The sequence below is a fragment of the Burkholderia sp. PAMC 28687 genome, from assembly GCF_001577465.1.
In the GTDB taxonomy this organism is placed as follows: Bacteria; Pseudomonadota; Gammaproteobacteria; order Burkholderiales; family Burkholderiaceae; genus Caballeronia.
Genome location: NZ_CP014506.1, coordinates 449,078 through 469,331, shown reverse-complemented (window position 1 = coordinate 469,331; position 20,254 = coordinate 449,078). Strand labels below are relative to the sequence as shown.

General features: G+C 61.9%; 17 protein-coding genes. 8 read left to right on the top strand and 9 right to left on the bottom strand.

Annotation, left to right across the window (positions count from 1 at the left end; all coding sequences use genetic code 11):
* Positions 1-67: 67 nt before the first annotated feature.
* Genes AX768_RS17475 through AX768_RS17465 form a run of 3 tightly spaced genes read right to left on the bottom strand, consistent with a single transcriptional unit; the run spans position 68 to position 3,899 of the window.
* Complete coding sequence (locus tag AX768_RS17475) at positions 68-2,383, bottom strand: xanthine dehydrogenase family protein molybdopterin-binding subunit (protein WP_062001386.1); 2,316 nt, start codon at positions 2,381-2,383, stop codon at positions 68-70.
* The gene (locus tag AX768_RS17470) at positions 2,383-3,369 is read right to left on the bottom strand and encodes an FAD binding domain-containing protein (protein WP_062001385.1); all 987 of its coding nucleotides are present in this window, start codon (positions 3,367-3,369) and stop codon (positions 2,383-2,385) included. Before AX768_RS17470 ends, AX768_RS17475 begins: the two co-directional genes overlap by 1 nt.
* Entirely contained in the window at positions 3,369-3,899 is a 531-nt protein-coding gene (locus AX768_RS17465; RefSeq protein ID WP_082778914.1) for a 2Fe-2S iron-sulfur cluster-binding protein, read from the bottom strand. The genes AX768_RS17470 and AX768_RS17465 overlap by 1 nt, the downstream gene beginning before the upstream one ends.
* A gap of 367 nt (positions 3,900-4,266) precedes the next feature.
* Here AX768_RS17465 and AX768_RS17460 point away from each other — a divergent pair, with 367 nt between their 5' ends.
* From AX768_RS17460 to AX768_RS17430, 7 genes are all read left to right on the top strand, one after another.
* A complete protein-coding gene (locus tag AX768_RS17460; RefSeq protein ID WP_062001384.1) occupies positions 4,267-5,223 on the top strand; it encodes an NADP-dependent oxidoreductase in 957 nt (318 codons plus the stop codon).
* A 143-nt stretch (positions 5,224-5,366) separates the two neighbouring features.
* Positions 5,367-5,795: a cupin domain-containing protein gene (locus AX768_RS17455; RefSeq protein WP_062001383.1), complete on the top strand. Its 429-nt coding sequence runs from the start codon at positions 5,367-5,369 to the stop codon at positions 5,793-5,795.
* Positions 5,796-5,976: 181 nt separating this feature from the next.
* Positions 5,977-6,531, top strand: coding sequence for a GFA family protein (locus tag AX768_RS17450; RefSeq protein WP_231941501.1), 555 nt, complete (start codon positions 5,977-5,979; stop codon positions 6,529-6,531).
* A 288-nt stretch (positions 6,532-6,819) separates the two neighbouring features.
* Positions 6,820-7,392, top strand: a complete 573-nt coding sequence (locus AX768_RS17445) for a DUF2760 domain-containing protein (RefSeq protein ID WP_062001381.1) — start codon at positions 6,820-6,822, stop codon at positions 7,390-7,392.
* Positions 7,389-9,236 carry an Hsp70 family protein gene (locus AX768_RS17440; RefSeq protein ID WP_062001380.1) on the top strand — a complete coding sequence of 616 codons (1,848 nt, stop codon included), beginning with the start codon at positions 7,389-7,391 and terminating at the stop codon, positions 9,234-9,236. The genes AX768_RS17445 and AX768_RS17440 overlap by 4 nt, the downstream gene beginning before the upstream one ends.
* Before the next feature lie 40 nt (positions 9,237-9,276).
* The gene (locus tag AX768_RS17435) at positions 9,277-12,096 is read left to right on the top strand and encodes an Hsp70 family protein (RefSeq protein ID WP_062001379.1); all 2,820 of its coding nucleotides are present in this window, start codon (positions 9,277-9,279) and stop codon (positions 12,094-12,096) included.
* Between the two features lie 52 nt (positions 12,097-12,148).
* Positions 12,149-13,645 (top strand): argininosuccinate lyase, encoded by a 1,497-nt coding sequence (locus AX768_RS17430; RefSeq protein WP_062001378.1) that lies wholly within the window; start codon positions 12,149-12,151, stop codon positions 13,643-13,645.
* On the opposite strand, the gene AX768_RS17425 is transcribed toward AX768_RS17430, so the two are convergent.
* A complete protein-coding gene (locus AX768_RS17425; protein WP_062001377.1) occupies positions 13,639-13,920 on the bottom strand; it encodes a hypothetical protein in 282 nt (93 codons plus the stop codon). The genes AX768_RS17430 and AX768_RS17425 overlap by 7 nt on opposite strands.
* Positions 13,921-14,255: 335 nt before the next feature.
* Between AX768_RS17425 and AX768_RS17420 the strand changes: the two genes are divergently transcribed.
* A complete protein-coding gene (locus AX768_RS17420) occupies positions 14,256-14,453 on the top strand; it encodes a hypothetical protein (RefSeq protein WP_062001376.1) in 198 nt (65 codons plus the stop codon).
* 22 nt (positions 14,454-14,475) lie between these two features.
* On the opposite strand, the gene AX768_RS17415 is transcribed toward AX768_RS17420, so the two are convergent.
* From AX768_RS17415 to AX768_RS17395, 5 genes are all read right to left on the bottom strand, one after another.
* Positions 14,476-14,994: a DUF6622 family protein gene (locus AX768_RS17415; RefSeq protein WP_062001375.1), complete on the bottom strand. Its 519-nt coding sequence runs from the start codon at positions 14,992-14,994 to the stop codon at positions 14,476-14,478.
* A 194-nt stretch (positions 14,995-15,188) separates the two neighbouring features.
* Complete coding sequence (locus AX768_RS17410; RefSeq protein ID WP_062001374.1) at positions 15,189-16,040, bottom strand: carbohydrate ABC transporter permease; 852 nt, start codon at positions 16,038-16,040, stop codon at positions 15,189-15,191.
* Positions 16,041-16,057: 17 nt separating this feature from the next.
* Positions 16,058-16,966 carry a carbohydrate ABC transporter permease gene (locus tag AX768_RS17405; RefSeq protein WP_062001373.1) on the bottom strand — a complete coding sequence of 303 codons (909 nt, stop codon included), beginning with the start codon at positions 16,964-16,966 and terminating at the stop codon, positions 16,058-16,060.
* Between the two features lie 57 nt (positions 16,967-17,023).
* Entirely contained in the window at positions 17,024-18,256 is a 1,233-nt protein-coding gene (locus AX768_RS17400) for an ABC transporter substrate-binding protein (RefSeq protein ID WP_086381577.1), read from the bottom strand.
* A 34-nt stretch (positions 18,257-18,290) separates the two neighbouring features.
* A complete protein-coding gene (locus AX768_RS17395; RefSeq protein WP_062001371.1) occupies positions 18,291-20,246 on the bottom strand; it encodes a beta-galactosidase in 1,956 nt (651 codons plus the stop codon).
* Positions 20,247-20,254: the final 8 nt, after the last annotated feature.

Genomic DNA, 20,254 nt, shown 5'->3' with positions numbered 1-20,254 from the left:
CAGATACCGGGCGCGTAAAGCAATGACGCGCCCGGAATCCGCCAGAAGTTCTAGCCCCGCTCGCCACCTAACCCATCACCTTGTCCAGCGTGATCGGAAGATCGCGAATGCGCTTGCCGGTTGCATTGAAGACCGCGTTCGCGACGGCCGCGCCCACCCCCGTTATGCCGATCTCGCCAACGCCGCGGGCGCCCATTGGCGTGTGAGGATCGGCTTCCTCGCTCCAGATGATGTCGATCTCCGGCACGTCGAGATGAACCGGCACGTGATAGTCGGCAAGCGATGGATTCATCACCCGGCCGGTTCTCTCGTCGAACTCGGTTTCCTCCATCAGGGCAAGTCCGAGGCCCATGATGATGCCGCCGCGAAACTGACTGGCGGCGGTCTTGGCGTTGATGATCCGTCCGCAATCGAACGAACCGAGGAAGCGGCTCACCCGGGTCTCGCCGGTAATTGCATTGACCCGTACCTCGCAGAAGAGCGCGCTGTGGCTATGCATGGACCAGTGCTGCAGTTCAAACGGCATCGGCGCCTCTGCCTCGACACTGACTTCGTCGAGCTTCGCGCGAGCCAGTATGGCACCGTAGCTCTCGAACCGGCTTTCATCTTCCAGCGCACAGAGACCGCCGTCGCGACCGCCCACCTCGTCGGGTAACAGGCCGGAGAGCGGCGAACTGTTGCCGGCGAACCGGAGCAGTTCCCTGACGAGCTTGTGATGCGCCGCAATCACCGCGGCCCCGATCGCTGCCGTCTGCTGCGAACCGCCTGCCAGCACCACGCCCGGCAACCTGGAGTCGGCATATTCAAAGTCGATGTCGTCCATGGTCAACCCAAGGCGGTCGGCGGCCACCTGCGTCTGAGCGGTCGATGTACCCATGCCCATCTCGTGCGCGGCGATGCTGACAGTAGCGCGCCCCGCCTGGGTCAACGTGATGCGTGCCGCGCCGCCGGGCATCCGGTAATACGGATACGTGCCCGTGGCGCAGCCCATGCCGACAAGCCAGTCGCCCTCGCGCCTTGCGCCCGGCTCCCGGCGCGCGTCCCAGCCGAATCGCTCGCGGCCGGTCTTCCAGGCCTCGACGATCCCCCGTTGAGAAAAGGGCAGCCCCGTCGTCGGATCCTTTTCCGGCTCATTCCTGATCCGCAATTCGATGGGGTCCATGTTCATGGCGTGAGCGAGCTCATCGATGCCGGATTCAAGCCCGAAGGTGCCGACAGCCTCGCCAGGCGCCCGCATGAAGGTATTGGCCGTCATGTTCATTTTGACGGTCTCGACGTCGAGCAGAAAGCTTCGGGAAGCATAGGCGCTCTTGGCCGGCAAGATGAAGGGCTCCGGCATATTGTTGTGCGGAGTCATCGCGACCGTGCCGGTGTGAATCAGGGCGTCCAGGGTGCCATCGGCCTGAGCCCCGAGCGCCACGCGCTGTTCAGTGAGCGTACGGCCGCCGACAATGCGGAACACGCCCTCCCGGGACACCATGATCCGCACGGGCCGCTGTGCCAGTTTCGCAGCGGCCGCTGCCAGCACCTGATGTTGCCACACCGTTTTCGATCCAAAGCCCCCCCCAACGTATGGCGAAGTGACGTGGACATTCTTCTCGTCCACACCGAACACCTGCGCGATGGTCCACGCTTCGTGCGCGACTGCCTGCACGGTGTCGTGGATGCGCAGCTCATCGCCCTTCCACACGAGCGTCGCTGCATGCAGTTCTATAGGGTTGTGGTTGTGCCGAGGGGTCGTGTAGCGCACGTCGATCTTGTGCGGTGCTGCGGCCAGCATGGCCTCGGCATCCTTGATCTCGAGCTTGAGCGGCTCGCCCTGGAAAAGGCCGGGCTCCGAACCATTCGCCTTTGCTGCATCGAGAGACGTTACGCCATCGCTTCCCGCTTCATAGGTTACGCGGATCAGGTACTGCGCGTGGTCCGCCTGCTCCTGGGTCTCGGCCAGCACCAGCGCGACCGGCTGGCCATTCCAGTGAACCTGGTCGTCCTGCATGATCGGCACGTCATCGCCGCCCGCGGCCTTTTGCTTGGTCATGAAGGCTGGCATGGGCTGGAGGCGAGGTGCGTTCCGGTAGGTCATCACCAGTACGACACCCGGTGAAGCTTCCGCGGCGGCGGTATCGATATCGACAATGCGCCCACGCGCGATGGACGAATACTTCAGCGCCGCGTAGGTCATTCCTTCAAGCGGAAACTCGGCAGCGAAGGTCGCGCGGCCGGACACCTTCAATGGCCCATCGATCCGGCTTATCGATGCACCGATCAGGCCGTGCTTGTGTCGAATCAGCGGATCTGGCTTGCCGCCGGGAATGAAGCTGTCAGGGGCGAGTGCGATGGCCTTTTTCATCACCGCTTGCATGGCATCTTTGAGAATAGGCATTAGCGGATCTCCTGAAGGGCTGTCAGTTTGACCAGCGTGTCGGTGATCACGCGCTGAGCCAGTTCGATCTTGAAGGCGTTATCGCGAAGACCGCGAGCGGGAGCAAGCTCCGCCTGCGCCGCCGCGCGGAATGCCGCCTCTGTCGCTGGGGCGCCCTTGAGGGCCGCCTCGGCTGCATTCGCGCGCCACGGTTTGTGCGCAACGCCACCCAGCGCGATACGCACTTCCTTCACAACGCCATCCTGCACTTCCAGGACCGCAGCCACCGAGACGAGCGCAAAGGCATAAGACGCGCGATCACGCACCTTCCGGTAGCTGGAACGCCCCGGCAAAGCGGGCGGCAAGGTTACGGCGGTGATCAACTCGCCGGGCTCCAGCACCGTTTCGATCTGTGGCGTATCACCGGGCAGTACGTGGAAGTCGACCAGCGGAATGTCGCGTGCGCCGCCGGGACCTTCGACGGTTACTACCGCATCCAGTGCAGCCAGCGCCACGGCCATGTCCGACGGATAGGTGGCGACGCAGGCATCGGAGGCGCCAAGGATGGCGTGCATGCGGTTGAAGCCCTCCATGGCGTCGCAGCCCGTTCCGGGCGAACGTTTATTGCAGTGCGCCGCGTCGTCATAGAAGTAACCGCAGCGAGTGCGCTGCAGGAGGTTGCCGCCGACTGTGGCCATGTTGCGGATCTGGGCCGAAGCACCTGCCAGAATGGCCTCGGACAACAGCGGATAACGCTCGCGCACGATCCGGTCAGCCGCCGCTGCCGTGTTCCTGACCCCGGCGCCGATCCGCAGGCCGCCGTTGCCGACAGCTTCTGTTGCACACGAGAGTCCGGTTATGTCGACGAGTACCGCCGGATGCTCGATAGTCTCGCGCATCAGGTCAACGAGATTGGTTCCTCCGCCCAGGTATTTGGCGCCCGATTGAGCGCCAAGCGCCAGCGCCGCTTGCGAGTCCGAAGCACGTTCATAGGTAAAGGGATTCATCAGGCGGCCTCGCGCGTGCTGGGCTCGGCCTTGTCGGCACCGAACGTTTCCTGGATCGCATCGACGATACCGTTATAAGCGCCGCAGCGGCACAGGTTGCCGCTCATTCGTTCGCGCAGCTCGGTGTCAGTGAGTTCAAAGCCCTCCGCAGCCACGTCGTCGCTGACATAGCTCGGCACGCCGCGCTTCAACTCATCGACCATGCCGATCGCCGAGCAGATCTGCCCGGGGGTACAGTAGCCGCACTGGAAACCATCGTGTTCGACGAAGGCGGCCTGCAGCGGGTGAAGCTTGCCCGGTTCGCCCAGTCCTTCAATCGTGGTGATTTCGCAATCTGAATACTGCACCGCCAACGCGAGGCAACTGTTGATACGTGTCCCGTTGACGAGCACGGTGCACGCGCCGCACGCGCCCTGATTGCAACCCTTTTTTGCGCCGAACAGGTGACGCTGCTCACGCAGCAAATCGAGGAGCGATGTCCTCGGGTCGAACTCCAGCTCTAGCTCGTTGCCGTTGATGACGAAGTGCATGCTTGTTCCCTCAAGTTAGGGATTACGTCGTGGGGTGATGTCTGCCGGCCGTAACGTCGAAGAACCGATGTCGGGCGGCTCGGGGCTTGGCGGGGCCGGGGGCGATCGCCGGGAGCCGACGGTGGAACCACACCGGCTGATCGATACTGCCACCCAAGCTTTCGAACGCAGCAATTCCCGGGCCTTGGCGTGCTGGATGGCGTTCGCAGCCAAGGCGCGTCAAAGGCGGCTCTAATCAAACCGATTCTTGGCGCAAGGATGCCGATTCGTCGTCCAGTATGCGACCTATACTAATTCCAAGAACGTAACCGGCTAAAACGCACAACTTTCCCGCGATTTTCGAACCCTCTGCCTGGAGCTTTGAATCATGGATCCGTTGACATCGGCATTGCCCGCAGCGTTCAAGGCTGTCCAGATCGATAGTTTCGGCGGTATCGGTTCAATGCAATACCGGAACGTCCCGCTCGAACGCCCTGCGGCAGGTCAGGTTCTGCTGCGTGTCGCGGCTGCCGGAGTCGGACCATGGGACGCGTGGATCCGCTCGGGCAACAGCGTCTTGCCCCAACCGCTTCCTCTGACATTGGGTTCGGACATTGCCGGAACCGTCGTGACCACAGGAGAAGGGGTAAGCGGATTATCGGCAGGAGACGATGTCTTCGGCGTGACCAATCCAAGATTCACGGGTGCATATGCCGAATACGCGCTTGCGGATGCGGGCATGATCGCGCGCAAACCTTCCACGCTGAGCTTCGAGGAAGCGGCGTCCGTGCCCGTCATAGCAGTCACGGCGTGGCAGATGCTTTTCGAACAGGCACGACTGAAGAAAGGCGACCGGGTTCTCGTATTGGGCGGCGCCGGCAACGTCGGCGCGTATGCCGTTCAACTGGCCCGCCGTGCAGGCGCCTTCGTTATAGCCAGTGCATCGCACCGGGATGCGGACCGTGTGATGTCGCTTGGCGCAGATCAGGTGTTTGATACCCGCGAACAATCATTCGATGAATACCGGCATTCCGTCGATGTCGTGATTGACTTGATCGGCGGGGAGACGCTTGACCGTTCCTTTGAAACTGTCAAACCTGGGGGCAAGGTGGTATCGGCTGTCGCTGAACCCAATGCCGAGCGGGCAGCGGCGGCTGAAGTAAGCGCGAACTTCATGTTGGTCAGGGTCAACACTGCAACGCTTATCGCGCTTTCCGAGTTGCTGGAAACGGGAGCGCTCAAAACACGTGTTGGTGAAGTTCTGCCGTTGCCGGAGGCTCGGGTAGCTCATGAGATGCTTGAGGGCCGCAAGCATGCGCCGGGGAAAATCGTGCTTGTTCCGTGACACCGGCATTGAATCGCTGACGAAATCCGCATCAATTCGTACTGTTTCACTATTTAGGTTAACGAAGGATATCGCGCCGACTGAAAGTCGCCATTGGCTCGCCTTGTTGCATCGCAACTTACCTAAAACCTGGAGGTCGCCAAATGACGATCAATACACTTGTATCGGCCGCGGCGTTGGCGGCGTCGATGGCAATCATCCCTGCCGCTGCGGTCGCGCAGAATGAGGACCTCGTGCGCGAAACCATCACGCCTGCGTTCGCGGATGCGCTTCCCAACGTGCCCGGCAAGACCATCTCCGCGATCGTCGTCGATTACCCGCCCGGCGCCAAGTCCATTCCACACCGTCATGGGCAGGCCTTTGTTGTCGGCTACGTACTCCAGGGCCAGATTCGCAGCCAGTTGGGCAATGGCGCGTCCCGTGTCTATAACGCCGGCGAGCATTGGACTGAAGCGCCCGGCGTTCATCACACCGTCAGCGAAAATGTGAGCGCTTCCGCGCCGGCAAAATTGCTGGCCATCTTCGTCGCCGATACAAAGGACAAGAATCTGGTCATCTGGGACAAGAAGTGAATCTTCGTTCCGTGGTGTGCCTTGCCCGCCTCGGCTCCTGCAAAAGGGCAGTTTTATTCAATACACGAAGAGAGCTTGGCGCCACGGATGTTTCCCCCGGTCTTGGATAAGTCACGCAATGTTTGACAACGAACGCCGCCCATGCAGACACGGCGCCGGACGATTCTATCGTGGGTCATCAATGCCCCTCTCGAATCAATCGAGCGTTCGACTTCGGCATACTACTTCTCTGAAGCAGCGCATCGGCGGTCTGAAGCGCTTTATGAAGCCCTTTATGAAGCGCCTGATAAACCCCAATCCGATGCGATCAAAACCTTTGAGCCAGGGAGAAAAGATGAAAGTCCAAGGTAGTTGCCATTGCGGTGCAATCGCTTACGAGGCCATCATCGATCCACAAAAGGCCGGCGTTTGCCATTGCACCGATTGCCAGACGCTCTCCGGCGCGCCCTTTCGGGCGAGCGTTCCCGCTGCGGCCGAAGACTTCCGAATCTTGCGCGGCCAGCCGAAGATCTACATCAAGACGGCCGAATCCGGTTCACGACGCGCCCAGGCCTTTTGCGCCGATTGCGGCACACCGATCTATGCCTCGGCCGCCGATAACCCCACCCAGTTCAATCTCCGCCTCGGCGCGATCGCGCAGCGCGCCCGCATCCCCGGGCTAAAGCAAGGTTGGTGCAGCTCGGCGCTTGCGTGGGCGCGGAACATTGAAGATCTGCCCGAATCGTCGCAACGCTAAAATCCGGGCGATTGGCGCCTGGAAACACACCAGAAAGCTGCGGTACTGGGCGACGGCTTGGTCGCCCAAATTACGCTCATCGAACGGCCGATGCCCGCCTCAGGGCAAAATACGGGTTTCGCGGCCATAACGCGCCCCGGCAATCTGCCGGTGGCGCGCAGCTTGCAATCGCATTACCGAACCGGAAAACGCCGCCAGACCCAGGGCCTTTGTCCCCGCCGGCGTAAAAGGACAGCCGCGGACAGCCAGTCCCGGCGCGTTCGTCGAAGAGCACATCAGGAGTCGTTTATGAGTGATTTGAATGCGTTGTTCCTCAGCAGGTTTTCTCTCGCCGTGGGAACGTTCTTCGCCATTTTGGGCGACCGCGAAGTCGCAGCCGGCGTGCGCCGCGTGCGCAACGGCGAAACCGTAGCGCCGGCGCCCACCGCAGCGCCAACGCCGGCACCAGCGCCCGCCCCCGTCGTCCGGACCATAAAAGAAGCCACCCCTGACGCCGCCCTCCAGCTTCTCGGCCTGCTGCAACGCGATGCGCGTTTTATCGATTTCATCGAGGAAGACGTGGCCGCCTATTCCGATGCCGAGATCGGCGCGGCCGCGCGCCTCGTGCACGATGGCTGCCGCACGACCCTGCGCGAACATTTCAGCATTCGCCCGGTGCGCACGGAGGCCGAAGGCAGCCGCGTGACGCTGCAGGACGGCTTCGATGCCACCGCCGTGCGTCTCACCGGCAACGTGGTCGGACAAGCGCCGTTCAGCGGCAACCTGAGCCATCGCGGCTGGAAAGTCGATCAGGTGCGCCTGCCGAAGCTGACGGAAAGCCACGACGCATCGGTGATCGCGCCGGCCGAGGTGGAGTTATGAGCGACGCACGATATTCGATCGGCATCGATCTGGGCACGACGCATTGCGCGCTGTCGTATGTCGATCTCACCGCGAGCGAAGGCGAGAAGACCACGCAAAGCGTGTTGCCGATCACGCAACTCACCGGGCCAGGGGCGATCGAAGAACTCGAGTTGCTGCCGTCGTTTCTGTATCTGCCGCATCCGAGCGAATTGGCTCCCGGCGACCTGAACCTGCCGTGGACCGCCGAGCGTGATTTCGCTGTCGGCGAACTGGCGCGAAATCGCGGCGCGGCGACGCCGATCCGGCTGGTATCGAGTGCAAAAAGCTGGCTGTGCCATCCGGGCGTCGACCGGCGCGCGGCCATTCTGCCGAACGACGCGCCGCCCGAAGTCACGCGCGTCTCGCCGCTCGAAAGCTCGGTGCGCTATCTGACGCATCTGCGCGAAGCGTGGAACCACGCCCATCCCGATGCGCCGTTCAGCGAGCAGGAAATCACCATCACGATTCCCGCCTCCTTCGATCCCGCCGCACGCGACCTGACCGCCGAGGCGGCGGAGGCAGCGGGTTTTGGCCGCATGACCCTGCTTGAAGAACCGCAAGCCGCGCTTTATAGCTGGATCGAGATGAGCCAAGGACAGTGGCGCAAGCAAGTCCGGGTCGGCGACGTAATCCTTGTCGTCGATGTCGGCGGCGGCACCACCGACTTCTCGCTGATCGCGGTGATCGAACGTGAGGGGAATCTCGAGTTGCACCGGATCGCAGTGGGCGAGCACATCCTGCTCGGCGGCGACAACATGGACCTCGCGCTCGCCTACGTGGTCGCGCGCAAGCTCGCGACGCAAGGCACGCAGCCCGACGCATGGCAACTTCGCGCGCTCACTTACGCGTGCCGGTCGGCCAAGGAAACGCTGCTCACCGATCCCGCCACGGACACCGTGCCGCTCGTCGTGCCAAGCCGCGGATCGAAGCTGATCGGCGGTTCGATCCGCACGGAACTCACGCGCGCGGAACTCACGCAGACCATTCTGGACGGCTTCTTCCCGCAAGCCGACCGCGCCGACCGGCCGGTAAGCCGTGCGCGAGTGGGCCTTACGCAACTCGGTCTGCCGTATGCGCAGGACGCCGCCATCCCGCGCCATCTCGCCGCATTCCTGGGCCGTCAGGTCAACGCGCTCAACGAGATCGAAGGCCTGCAGAACACGCTTGCCGAAGGCGCCAGTTTCCTGCATCCGACCGCCGTGCTGTTCAACGGCGGCGTGTTCAAGTCGGACCTGCTGGCCGGCCGCATTCTCGATACCGTCAACGGCTGGCTGACGGCCGAAGGCGCGCCGCCGGCCCGTTTGCTCGCCGGTGGCGACCTCGACCGCGCGGTCGCGCGTGGCGCGGCGTATTACGGCTACGTCCGTCGCGGCAAGGGCGTACGGATTCGCGGCGGCACGGCGCGTTCGTACTACGTCGCAATCGAATCCGCGATGCCCGCCGTGCCCGGCATCGAACCGCCCGTGCAGGCGTTGTGTCTCGCACCCTTCGGCATGGAAGAAGGGACCGAGGCCGCGTTGCCGCCGCAGGAATTCGGCCTCGTTGTCGGCGAGCCGGTGCATTTCCGGTTCTTCGGTTCATCGGTGCGCAGGCAGGATCAGGTCGGCACGTTGCTCGATTTCTGGGGGCCTGAGGAATTGCAGGAACTCGAAGAAATCCAGGCGACCCTGCCGACCGAAGGGCGCACTGCTGGCGAAGTCGTACCCGTCAAGCTGCACGCACGGATCACCGAAGCCGGCACGCTCGAACTGGAAGCCTTGCCGCGTGATTCGGGCGAGCGCTGGAAAGTCGAGTTCGATGTACGCGCGAACGCAAACGGCTAAGTGCCGATAAGTGCCGATATGCGCCAATGAAGCGACGTCAATGAAGCAATACATCGTCGGGATCGATCTCGGCACGAGCAATACGGTCGTGGCGTATGCGGACGCCTCGGCCAAGGACGGGGCGAAGGCGATCCGCGTCTTCGATATCGACCAGCTCGTGAGTCCCGGCGAAGTCGCGGCACGGCCGCTGCTGCCATCCGCGCGATACCACCCGGCGCCGGGCGAGCTCGATCCCGGCGACCTTCGACTACCTTGGGGCGACGCCAACCCGGCCGAAGGTCCGCAAGCGGTGATTGGCCGGCTTGCGCGTACGCTCGGTGCGCAAGTGCCGGGACGGCTCGTGGCGAGCGCCAAAAGCTGGTTGTCGCATGCATCGGTGGATCGCGTTGCGCCGATCCTGCCGTGGGGCGCGCCGGATGACACAGGCAGGATCTCGCCTGTTACGGCGAGTGCGAGTTACTTGGCGCACGTGCGCGCCGCGTGGAATGCACATTTCCCGCACGCGCGCCTCGAAGACCAGGACGTGGTGCTGACCGTGCCCGCTTCCTTCGACGACGGCGCCCGCGCCCTCACTCTGGAAGCGGCCCGAATAGCCGGTCTGCCGGGATTGCGCCTGCTCGAAGAACCGCAAGCGGCGTTCTACGACTGGCTGTTCCAGCATCGCGCCACGCTCGATACCGAGTTGGCCCACACCCGTCTCGTCCTCATTTGCGATGTCGGCGGCGGCACGACCGACCTCACGCTGATCAAGGTCGAGCTGAAGGACGGCGAGCCGGAGCTGACGCGGATCGGGGTCGGCAATCATCTGATGCTCGGCGGCGACAACATGGATCTCGCGCTCGCGCATCTCGTCGAAACGCGGATGGTGACCGCGCCTGCCCGTTTGTCTGCGGTGAGTCTGTCGCAACTGGTCGAGCGGTGCCGCGCCGCCAAGGAGCAGCTTCTGGGTGCGAATGCGCCCGAGACCCTGTCGATCACGCTGCTTGGCGCGGGCTCGCGGATGATCGGTGGCGCGCGTTCGGTGGAAGTGACGCGGCGGGAAGCCGGGCAGATCATCGTCGATGGATTTTTCCCGCTGGTTGCATCGAGCGAGCGGCCGCGGCGTTTGCGCAGCGCGATCGTCGAATTCGGACTGCCCTATGCAAGCGATGCCGGAATCACGCGGCATATCGCGGCGTTCCTGAATCAGCACGCGGCGCAATCGCGCGATGCGCTGGGTTCGCCCGTAGCCGAAGCCGGAGCCGAAGCGGATACTGAAACGCTGCCCGTCCCCGATACGCTGCTGCTCAACGGCGGCGTGTTCCGCGCGCATGCGCTCGTCGAGCGTCTTGCCGATACCCTCGGCTCATGGCGCGGCAAACCGCTGCATGCGCTGCACAACGACAACCCCGATGTCGCCGTCGCACGCGGCGCCGTGGCATATGGACTTGCGCGGGGTGGAATCGGACCTCGCATCGGCGGCGGCGCGGCGCGCAGCTATTTCCTCGTGCTCGAAGATGAAAGCGGCGGCGAGCGCAAAAACCAGCAAGGCATCTGCCTCTTGCCGCGCGGCACGGAAGAAGGCCGTGAAGTATTTTTACAGGATCGTGTATTCACGCTGCTGCTTGGACATCCGGTGCGGTTTCATCTGGTTTCATCGACCGGAGACAGGGCCTATCAGCCTGGCGAGCTCGTCGATCTTTCCCAAAGCGACTTCGTCCGCCTTCCGCCCATAGCCACCGTGGTCCAGCCGCGCTCGGCCAAAGGTCCGCGCGAGACGCCGGTGCAGCTTTCGGCGTCGCTGACGGAGGTCGGGACGCTGGAGGTGCATTGCATCGACGAGGCGGACCCGTCAAAGCGCTGGCAGCTCGAATTCCAGCTACGCCGCGAAGCTTCAGCCGGCACCACGGTGGGAGAAGTCCTCCATCCAGCGTATGAAAAAGCCATCGAGCAGATCGACCGCGCATTCGGCGACCGTGCCCACAATGTCGACCCGAAGGAAGTCAAGCGCCTGCGCGCGCAACTCGAACATCTGCTCGGTCCGCGCGATACATGGGACAGCGCGCTCCTTCGCGAACTGTTCGGCGCGCTGTGGGAACGCGCCCGGCGGCGGCGGCGTTCCGCCGATCACGAGCGCCTGTGGCTGAACCTCGCCGGTTATTGCCTGCGCCCGGGTTTCGGTTATCCGCTCGATGAATGGCGCGTCGAGCAACTCTGGTCCCTTTTCGATGACGGCATCCAGTACCTGAACGACGCCCAGGTCTGGTCCGAATGGTGGACCTTGTGGCGCCGCGCGGCGGGCGGCTTGGGCGAGGCCGAACAAGTCGCCGTGCTCGATGCCGTCGACTACGTGCAGTCCATCGCCGCGTCGCGAACGAAAACCAAGGCGCCCTTCGATGCATCGAAAACCGGTTACGCCGATATGGTGCGCCTTGCGGCATCGCTTGAACGCGTGCCGGTCGCGCGAAAGATCGACGCCGCGCAAAAGCTGTTCGCGCGGCTCGACAAGCCATCCGGGAACCATCAGGGATGGTGGGCGATCGGGCGCATCGGCGCGCGCCGGCCGTTCTATGGCAGCGCACATGGCGTGGTGCCGCCGGATATCGCGGCGCAGTGGCTTGAACGAATTGTCGCGCTCGACTGGAAGAAGGTCGAACCGGCCGCGTTCGCCGCGGCGCAGATCGCGCGTTTGACCGGCGACCGTTCGCGCGATCTGCCTGAAGACCTCCGGGTGCGCGTGGTTCATCGGCTGGACAATGCGGGCGCGCCAAAAAGCTGGGGCGAAATGGTCAGTGAAGTCGTGGAACTCGATAACGCCGACGAAGGCCGCGTGTTCGGCGAATCGTTGCCGCCGGGATTGAAACTCGTCACCAGTAGGTGAAGATAACGGCGCTTTTATAATCGCGGCTTCCCAACCCGCGACCATTCCTATCATGAGACTGCATGGCTGGGCATTCCCCGCAGCCGTTCTGCTTTGCGCTTCGCCGGCATTTGCACAACAGATCCCGCCACACGACGAATTCTTCTGGCTTGGCGAAATCAACAAGGCGACCGTTGTCATCAACACGGACGAAGGCCTGCTCGACAAATCCATGGCCCCGCGTCTCGCCGCGGGCGTGGCCAAGGTGATCGCGGATGGAAACCAGCCCGGCGCCAAGCGCCCGAAGACGGTGATCACGTTCGAGCCGCTCCTCATCAAGGCCGCGGGCGAGGACATCACGCTGCTGCACGCCGGACGTTCGAGCCAGGACATGCACGCCACCTACCGCTCGGCCATCCTGCGCGACGACCTGCTCAACCTTGCCGACCAGCTCAACACGACGACCGCGACCATCGTGCGTCTCGCCGATAAGTACAAGGCCACCGTCGTGCCGAACTACACGAACGGCGTGGCCGCCCAGCCCAACAGCTACGGCCACTATCTGCTCGGCTTTGTTGCAGGCCTCGACCGCGATGCACAGCGAATCCGCGAAGCGTACAAACGTGTGGACCGTTCATCGATGGGCACGACCGTCCTGAACGGCACAAGCTGGCCGCTGGACCGCGAGCGCATGGCGAAGTATCTCGGCTTCAATGCAATCGTCGATAACGCCTACGACGCGTCGCAGATTTCTTCCGTCGATGAACCCGTCGAAGCCGGCGCGATCGTCACGAGCGTGGCGCTGCATACCGGCAGTTTCATCCAGGACGTGATGACGCAATACGCCGAATCGCGTCCGTGGATCCTGTTGCAGGAAGGCGGCGCGAACACGTATGTCTCGAGCGCGATGCCGCAAAAGCGCAATCCGGGACTGCTGATCCGCACGCGCACGGATGCATCGACGGCAATATCGCAGGCCGAGGGCGTTGTCATGCAGGCGCATAACCTGCCGCCCGGCATGAGCGATGCGAAGGACGTGAAGGCGAATACGGAGATGATCGAAAGCGGTATCGACGCGCTCAAGGGCTGGAACGAAGTGATGAATTCGCTCGTGATCAACCCGGAGCGCGCGCTCGAAGAACTCAACAGCGACTGGACCGCATCGCAGGAAGTTGCCGATATACTCATGCGCAAGTACAAATTGCCGTTCCGCGTCGGCCATCATTTCGCGTCGAACGTGGTGGAATACGCGCGGCAAAAGGACATCAAGCCGCTCGACTTCCCTTACGCCGATGCACAGCGCATCTACACGCAGACGGTCGCGGGCACACCCTATGCCGGCGATCTGCCAATGAGCGAAGCGGAGTTCCGCTCGACGCTCAACCCGGTGGCGATCGTGAACGACCGCGCGACCACGGGCGGGCCGCAGCCCGTCGAAATGGCGCGGATGCTGAAAGAAGCGAATGCGCGCGTGGCCTATGAGGACACGTGGATCAAGGACAACCGCGCGCATATTTCAAGTTCGCTTGCCCGGCTCGACACCGACTTCAGCAAGGTATCCGGTCAGTGACCAAAGAAAACATCGCATTGCACTGAACCGCCCACGCATTGGCGCGGGCGCGACATGCTGCTCGTGGCGCTGCGTGTATCGGGCATGCCGCCATACGATGTGTCGGACGTGGCCTGCGCCGAGGTGTTCGCGTCGTGCAGGACGCCAGCCTGGCCGCTCGGGCGAACCTGGGGCTGGGAATATTGCTGGATGTCCTGCTGACTGTCCTGTGCGACAGCGCTTCCCGACATTGCAATCAGCAGTGCGCTGCTTAGAAAAAACAAACGGGTTTTCATTTCGATGCTCCTCGAAACCAGGCGCGTCACCCGGGAGCTTTCCTGAGCAGCTCGCCACTTTTCTGTATGTGCTTCGCCAAATTGTCGCAGGGCAGACAGGCGTGAAGTGGAGTCAAGTGAAGCGGTCGGTGCGCCCTGCATCTTGAGTTATAGGCCGCGCATGGTCGATTTCACAGGGATTTGCGCATTTGCCGAGTCAGGACTCCGCTTCGCGGCACCCTGCGTAAGTAGGGCTGCGCCAAGCGCCGCGCTCGTCTATTCTGAAGATGACCGTTCGTGGCGCGCTCATTGCTCTTGTCATCCCGAGCGCTCGAACCTGACCCTGGAGAAACTCCATGATTCACGTCACCACATGGCTGGCATCCATACTCATTGCCATGCTGGCTGTCTTTTTCATCACGATTGCGTTGCCGAATTCGGCATCGGATGAACTGAACCGCGCATCCGCGGCCCAGGCGATATTCACTGGCACGGGTGCGAGCGTGCCATCAAAGCTTGGGCTTCCCAATCCGGTGCGGCGCAAAGCCGATTGAAAACAGTCGCCTTGGCTTCAGCTCAGGCGCGCTCTCCCATCGTCGCTGCCGATACCGGCCGGAACGCGAGGCAATACATCAAGAAACGCCCCGCAAAGATCCCGGCGACCAGCCCGGACACCAGACCCCCGAGCACCACATACATCGAATCCGGCCCGGCGTGCATGACCGCCAACTCGACACCCAGCCAGAACTTCGATACGAACGTCAGCAGCATCAGCACTAGCGGCAGCACCGACCCCGGCAGCGTGACCGTCTTCAGCGCACGATCCACCGTCATTCCGGAGCGGCGAGCCAGCACGACGCCAATCCCGATTCCGAACACCGCGCCGAGAACCCAGGCGAGTCCGGTATTCCATCCTGCAGCCGGTTCCTTGAACAGGTTCAGCAAACCCCAGCCGGTGAAAATGACGGGCACGATCGCCAGTTTAGTGAGCGGCGCGGTGCCGCCTTTCATCGCCTTGAAACCGCGTGAAAGCAGATAGGCCAATAGAATCCAGACCCAAACCGGTGTGCCGTGCAAAATCGCTTCGATAGACATGAGCCTCTCCTTGATCGCAGCCGTCGGCCGCGTGAAATCCGAAATGAAACCGCTTAATCTTTACAGTGGAAATATTCTGACGCGATTTAACGCGATCGTCAATGTATCTTTCCATTGTAAAAATTTATGAAAACAGATAGATCAATTCGTATGCAGAACCGCCGGCGGACCCGTCGGCGTCGAGATAAGTCTTCTTAGCCCTTGGTCGCACCGAATGTCAGTCCGGCCACGAAATGCCGTTGCATCGCGAAGAACATGATGACCGACGGCAACGCGGCCAGGATCGACCCCGCCGACACCAGGTTCCACGCCGTCACCCATTGCCCCTTGAGCGCGGCCACGCCGACCGTGATTGGCGCAGCCTCGTCGCCCTGCGTGAGACACAACGCCCAGAAGTAATCGTTCCAGACGAACGTGAAGACAAGAATGGCGAGCGCCGCCAAAGCCGGTCGAATCAACGGCAGCACGATTCGAAAGAAAACCGTCCACTCGTTCGCGCCTTCAATGCGCGCCGCCTCGACCAGTTCGAACGGCAATTGCTTGATGAAGTTGCGCAGGAACAGCGCGCAAAATCCGGTCTGGAACGAGATATGAAAGAGGATCAGCGCGCCGACCGTGTTGAAGATGCCAAGCTGCAACGACAAATCGCGCACGGGAATCATCAGGATCTGGATAGGCACGAAGTTGCCCGCGACGAAGGTCGCAAACAACGCCGTGTTGCCGCGAAAGTTGTAGATGGCCAGCGCAAAGCCGGCCATCGATGCAAGTACGATCGACCCGATCACCGACGGCACCGTGATCAGCACGCTGTTCCACAAGTAGTGGAGCATGGGCGATGTCGTCAGTGCATCGCTGTAATTGGCTATCAGGGAAAAGTGCCGTGGCCAGCCCCAGTAGTTGCCTTCGACGAGTTCATCGGAGGAACGAATGGAGGTGACCATCACCGCGATCAGCGGCAACAGCCAGATCACGAGCGCAACCGGCAACGACAGCTTGTAAAGCGCCCGGTTGACGGGCTTCCATTTGGCGACGGGCATTGGAAACATAGTGCGCTCCTGACTTCTTAACGTTCGGTCCGCAGCATTCTGCGCAAGTGATAAACGATGTACACCATCATGATGGCGAACAGCACGACGGCAATCGCGGCCGAATAACCAATGCGGTAATACTTGATCGCCTGGTCGTACATGTAATAGGCGAGCACGGTCGAGCTCTCGTACGGACCACCGCCGCTCATGACGGAGATCAGATCGAAACTGCGCAACGCGCCGATGATCGTTACCACGATCGCCATGAACGTGGTCGGCCGGAGTTGCGGCAGGATCACGTGCCACAACATGGTCCAGCCCTTCGCGCCTTCCATGCGCGCCGCCTCGATCTGCTCGGAGTTGAGCGATGTGAGGCCGGTCAGGTACAGGATCATGCAATACGCGGTCTGCGGCCAGAGCGCCGCGAAGATGATGCCGAAGGTGACGTATCGTGCGTCGCCGAGTACGGGCACGCCATGCCCGAGAATGACCTTCAGCAAGCCGAAGGTCGGGTCGTAGAACCAGCTGAACATCAGGCCGACCACAACGCCCGACAACACGAACGGCGCGAAAAACAGCGACTTCACCACGCGAATGCCGCGCACCGCCTGGTTCAGATACAACGCGACGGCAAGACCCATCGGCGGCGCGAGCAGGAACAGGATCAGCCACAGCACATTGTTCTTGAGCGCCGTATAGAACGTCGGAGCATGGAACAATTCGATGTAGTTATCGAAGCCCGCGAAGGTCTTCTCCGTCATCCCGTCCCAGTTGTAGAAACTGAGTGTGACACTGGAAATGATCGGCCAGATCACGTAGATCGCGACCATGATGCACGCCGGCGCCAGGAACAGGAACGCGGCCAGCCGCTGCTGCCGCGCAGTTGCCGACATCCGCTTGCGACGCTTCGGTTTGGCCGCCGCAACGCTGAGGGTTTCAGACATACAGTGCTCCCTGTCCTTCAAAAAGGCGGCCCGTCGCACGCGGGCCGCCGTCCCGCATCACTTCTTGTAAATGCGCTTACGCGTGGTTTCGAGCTGCGCCAGGATTGCATCGAGTTTCGTCGGATCGGAGACGAACTGCTGCATGCCCTTCATGCCTTCATCGGCCATTTCCTTGGTCATGTCGCGGTCATAGAATTGCGCGATGCCGCCCTTCGTCTGCGACAAGATCTGGAAACCGATCTTCGAAATGGGATCGTCCGGTTCCGGCGCCTTGCTGTTCGCCGGCAGGGAGCCAAGACCCTTTGCGAGCTGCGCGCTGATCTCGGGTGTCTCCACAAAAGCCAGGAACGTATGGGCGTCCGCCTTGTTCTTCGCCTTCGACGGAATGTGCAGCGACTCCACCGGACCATCTTCGGCGGTCGGCACATTGCTGTCGATGATCGGGAACTGGAAGTAGCCCATCTGCGGCTTGATGTTCTGCGGGAAGCCGGCGGTGATGAACGTGCCCATCAGCATCATCGCGGCCTTGCCCTGGAACAGGAACGGCTGCACGGCGTCAAGATCGTAAGAGAGCGAGTTGTCGATAAAGACCTTGTTGTCGATCAGCTCCTTCCATGCGGTATAGACCTTCTTCACGCGCGGGTCGGTATAAGGCACGTCGCCTGCCATCAGCTTCTGATGGAACGCGTTGCCGTTGATGCGCAAGTCGAGGTAATCGAACCAGCCCGCAAGCGTCCATGCATCGCGGCCGGCGACCGCGACCGGCGCAATGCCCGCGGCCTGGAGTTTCTTGCAGGCGTCGAGGAATTCGGGCCAGGTTTTCGGCTCGGCGGCGATGCCGGCCTTCTGGAACAAGTCCTTCCTGTAGAACATGCCCCACGAGTAGTACACGGTCGGCGCAGAGTACTGCTTGCCGTTATACGTGGACGATTCTTTCGTCGACGCATACATGGCGTCCCAGTTGTTCTTCTTCCAGTCCGGCGTCAGGTCTTCAAACAGCCCGCGCTTCGCGTAATACGCCATGCGTTCGCCGTTGTGCCAGTTCACGATATCCGGCGCGACAGTCGAGAGCCAGCCGGGAAGCTGGACCTTGTACGCTTCTTCATCGACGAAGGACACCTTCACGTCGATATCCGGATGCGCCTTCTTGAAGGCATCGAAGGTCTGTTGCCAGACCGTGCGCTGGCTTGCCCCCTTGAACGCGATGTTCACGGTGAGCGTTCCTGCTTGCGCAATGCTCGCTGTAGCCAGCGCAACGGCCAGAGCGACGCCGGTCAATCCGTTGCGCATTCCATTACCAGTGAAAATTTTCATGCGTGTCTCCTCATTGATGAGTGTTGTTTGCTTTGTAAATCGCGACGCCTTGCGGTTCTACTTCCTCCTGCCCGACTATGAAGCTGGCTGCATCAGTGATTCTGTGAGCCGTTGAGTTGTAATTGAAGAGATACGTAAGCGGCCCGCGCCGGCTAATGCGAATGCCTTCGGGCAGCGGTTCTGCATCGAGTCCCGCTGCTTTCGCCGCATCCTGGAAGATCGATTGCGTCAGGGCGTCGTCGAAGAGACTCGCAAGGTAACGGATCGATCCATGACGCAGGATCGCGGGATGACCATCGGCGAAGTTGCTCTCGATCTGCACGCCTTCGCCCGCTTCAATCAGGTCACGCCAGTGACGGCTTTCGCCGCGTTGCCCGACCTTCTCGGTCACGTTGGGACGCATCGATTCAACGCGCCAGACGCGCATTGGAATCAACTGGGCGAGTTCTGCGCCGGGCGGCAACGCATCGGGAATGGTGAGATTCTGCGTCTTCGATCCCGTGCGTGGTCCCAGCACGACTTGCGCACCGCTTGCGGCAAGCCTCGCGGCAAAGTCGTCAGGCACGACCGGCAGCGGCGGCACCACGATCAGCTTGTACTTGTCCAGGGGCGCGTCGGCCGGCACGATATCGACGTCCAGTCCCAGGCTTCGCAACGCGCTGTAGTACTCGAACGCGAATCGCGGATAGTGGAAATCGACGCCTTGCGGATGAATCTCGAACAGCCACTTCGCTTCGTAGTCCCAGACCAGTGCGACCTTCGCGTCGACCGGCAGCTCGCCGTCTTCTGTCACGACACGATCTATCTCCTTCGCGACCAGCGACGCCTCCTCGCCACCCAGATCCAGCTGGTTATCGGGCGTATTCAAACCCGCATGCATTTGCTCCTGCGCGAACGGCGCCTGCCGCCAGCGGAAATACGAAACGCATCCCGCGCCATGCGCGAACGCTTCCCAGCTCCACAGCTTCACCATGCCCGGCAGCGGCGCCGGATTCCAGTGCGCCCAGTTCACCGGTCCGGGCTGTTGCTCCATCACCCAGAACGGCAGCTTCGACATCCCGCGATACACATCGTGATTAAACGATGCGAAATCCGGATGCCCGGTACGCAGCCACTTTGCCTTGATCGACGGGTCGAACCACTGCTCTTCGAGCGCACCCAGCGGATAGCTGTCCCACGTCGCGATGTCCAGGTCCGCGGCCACCTTGTAGTGATCGAATTCCGTAAAGAGCTGCATGAAGTTGTGCGCGACCGGACGCTCCGGCGAATGCGCACGGATGATGTCAGTTTGCATGCGGTTGAAACGCACGACTTCATCGGAGGAGAAGCGGCGGAAATCCAGCCGGTGAGACGGATGCGCTTCCGTCACGGTCGCGACCGGCAGATCGATCTCGTCGAAGTTGCGGTATTCCATGCTCCAGAAGACCGTGCCCCACGCGGTGTTGAGCGCGTCGATGGTTGCGTAGCGTTGCTTGAGCCACGCCCGGAAGCGCTGCAGTGCAGCCGGCGAATAACTGACCACCGTGTTGTGGCAGCCGTACTCGTTATCCGTTTGCCAGAACGCGACGGCTGGATGCTTGCCGTATCGCTTGGCAACCGCCGTGCAGATTTTCTGCGATGCCTCGAAGTACGAAGGCGACGAAAAATCGTAATGACGGCGCGAGCCGAATGCACGCGGACGGCCATCGGCGCCTATGGGCAAGATGTCCGGATGACGGTCGATCAGCCACTTCGGCGGCGTTGCGGTCGGCGTGCACATGACGACTTTCAGGCCTGCATCGGCGAGCGTATCGATCGCCTGATCAAGCCAGTCCCATTGATATTCACCCGGCGACGGTTCGATCCGGCTCCACGCGAATTCGGCGATCCGGACACGGTCGATGCCCAGCGCCTTCATGCGCGCCGCATCGTCTTTCCACATCGATACGGACCAGTGTTCCGGGTAATAACAGACTCCAAGACGCATGCGAAGCG

Bases quoted from the DNA above. Each gene is read 5' to 3' on its own strand.
- AX768_RS17400 (WP_086381577.1), bottom strand. From the start codon at position 18,256: ATGCGCAACGGATTGACCGGCGTCGCTCTGGCCGTTGCGCTGGCTACA.
- AX768_RS17410 (WP_062001374.1), bottom strand. From the start codon at position 16,040: ATGTTTCCAATGCCCGTCGCCAAATGGAAGCCCGTCAACCGGGCGCTT.
- AX768_RS17475 (WP_062001386.1), bottom strand. From the start codon at position 2,383: ATGCCTATTCTCAAAGATGCCATGCAAGCGGTGATGAAAAAGGCCATC.
- AX768_RS17455 (WP_062001383.1), top strand. From the start codon at position 5,367: ATGACGATCAATACACTTGTATCGGCCGCGGCGTTGGCGGCGTCGATG.
- AX768_RS17415 (WP_062001375.1), bottom strand. From the start codon at position 14,994: ATGTCTATCGAAGCGATTTTGCACGGCACACCGGTTTGGGTCTGGATT.
- AX768_RS17395 (WP_062001371.1), bottom strand. From the start codon at position 20,246: ATGCGTCTTGGAGTCTGTTATTACCCGGAACACTGGTCCGTATCGATG.
- AX768_RS17435 (WP_062001379.1), top strand. From the start codon at position 9,277: ATGAAGCAATACATCGTCGGGATCGATCTCGGCACGAGCAATACGGTC.
- AX768_RS17445 (WP_062001381.1), top strand. From the start codon at position 6,820: ATGAGTGATTTGAATGCGTTGTTCCTCAGCAGGTTTTCTCTCGCCGTG.
- AX768_RS17420 (WP_062001376.1), top strand. From the start codon at position 14,256: ATGATTCACGTCACCACATGGCTGGCATCCATACTCATTGCCATGCTG.
- AX768_RS17405 (WP_062001373.1), bottom strand. From the start codon at position 16,966: ATGTCTGAAACCCTCAGCGTTGCGGCGGCCAAACCGAAGCGTCGCAAG.
- AX768_RS17440 (WP_062001380.1), top strand. From the start codon at position 7,389: ATGAGCGACGCACGATATTCGATCGGCATCGATCTGGGCACGACGCAT.
- AX768_RS17430 (WP_062001378.1), top strand. From the start codon at position 12,149: ATGAGACTGCATGGCTGGGCATTCCCCGCAGCCGTTCTGCTTTGCGCT.
- AX768_RS17425 (WP_062001377.1), bottom strand. From the start codon at position 13,920: ATGAAAACCCGTTTGTTTTTTCTAAGCAGCGCACTGCTGATTGCAATG.
- AX768_RS17465 (WP_082778914.1), bottom strand. From the start codon at position 3,899: ATGCACTTCGTCATCAACGGCAACGAGCTAGAGCTGGAGTTCGACCCG.
- AX768_RS17460 (WP_062001384.1), top strand. From the start codon at position 4,267: ATGGATCCGTTGACATCGGCATTGCCCGCAGCGTTCAAGGCTGTCCAG.
- AX768_RS17450 (WP_231941501.1), top strand. From the start codon at position 5,977: ATGCCCCTCTCGAATCAATCGAGCGTTCGACTTCGGCATACTACTTCT.
- AX768_RS17470 (WP_062001385.1), bottom strand. From the start codon at position 3,369: ATGAATCCCTTTACCTATGAACGTGCTTCGGACTCGCAAGCGGCGCTG.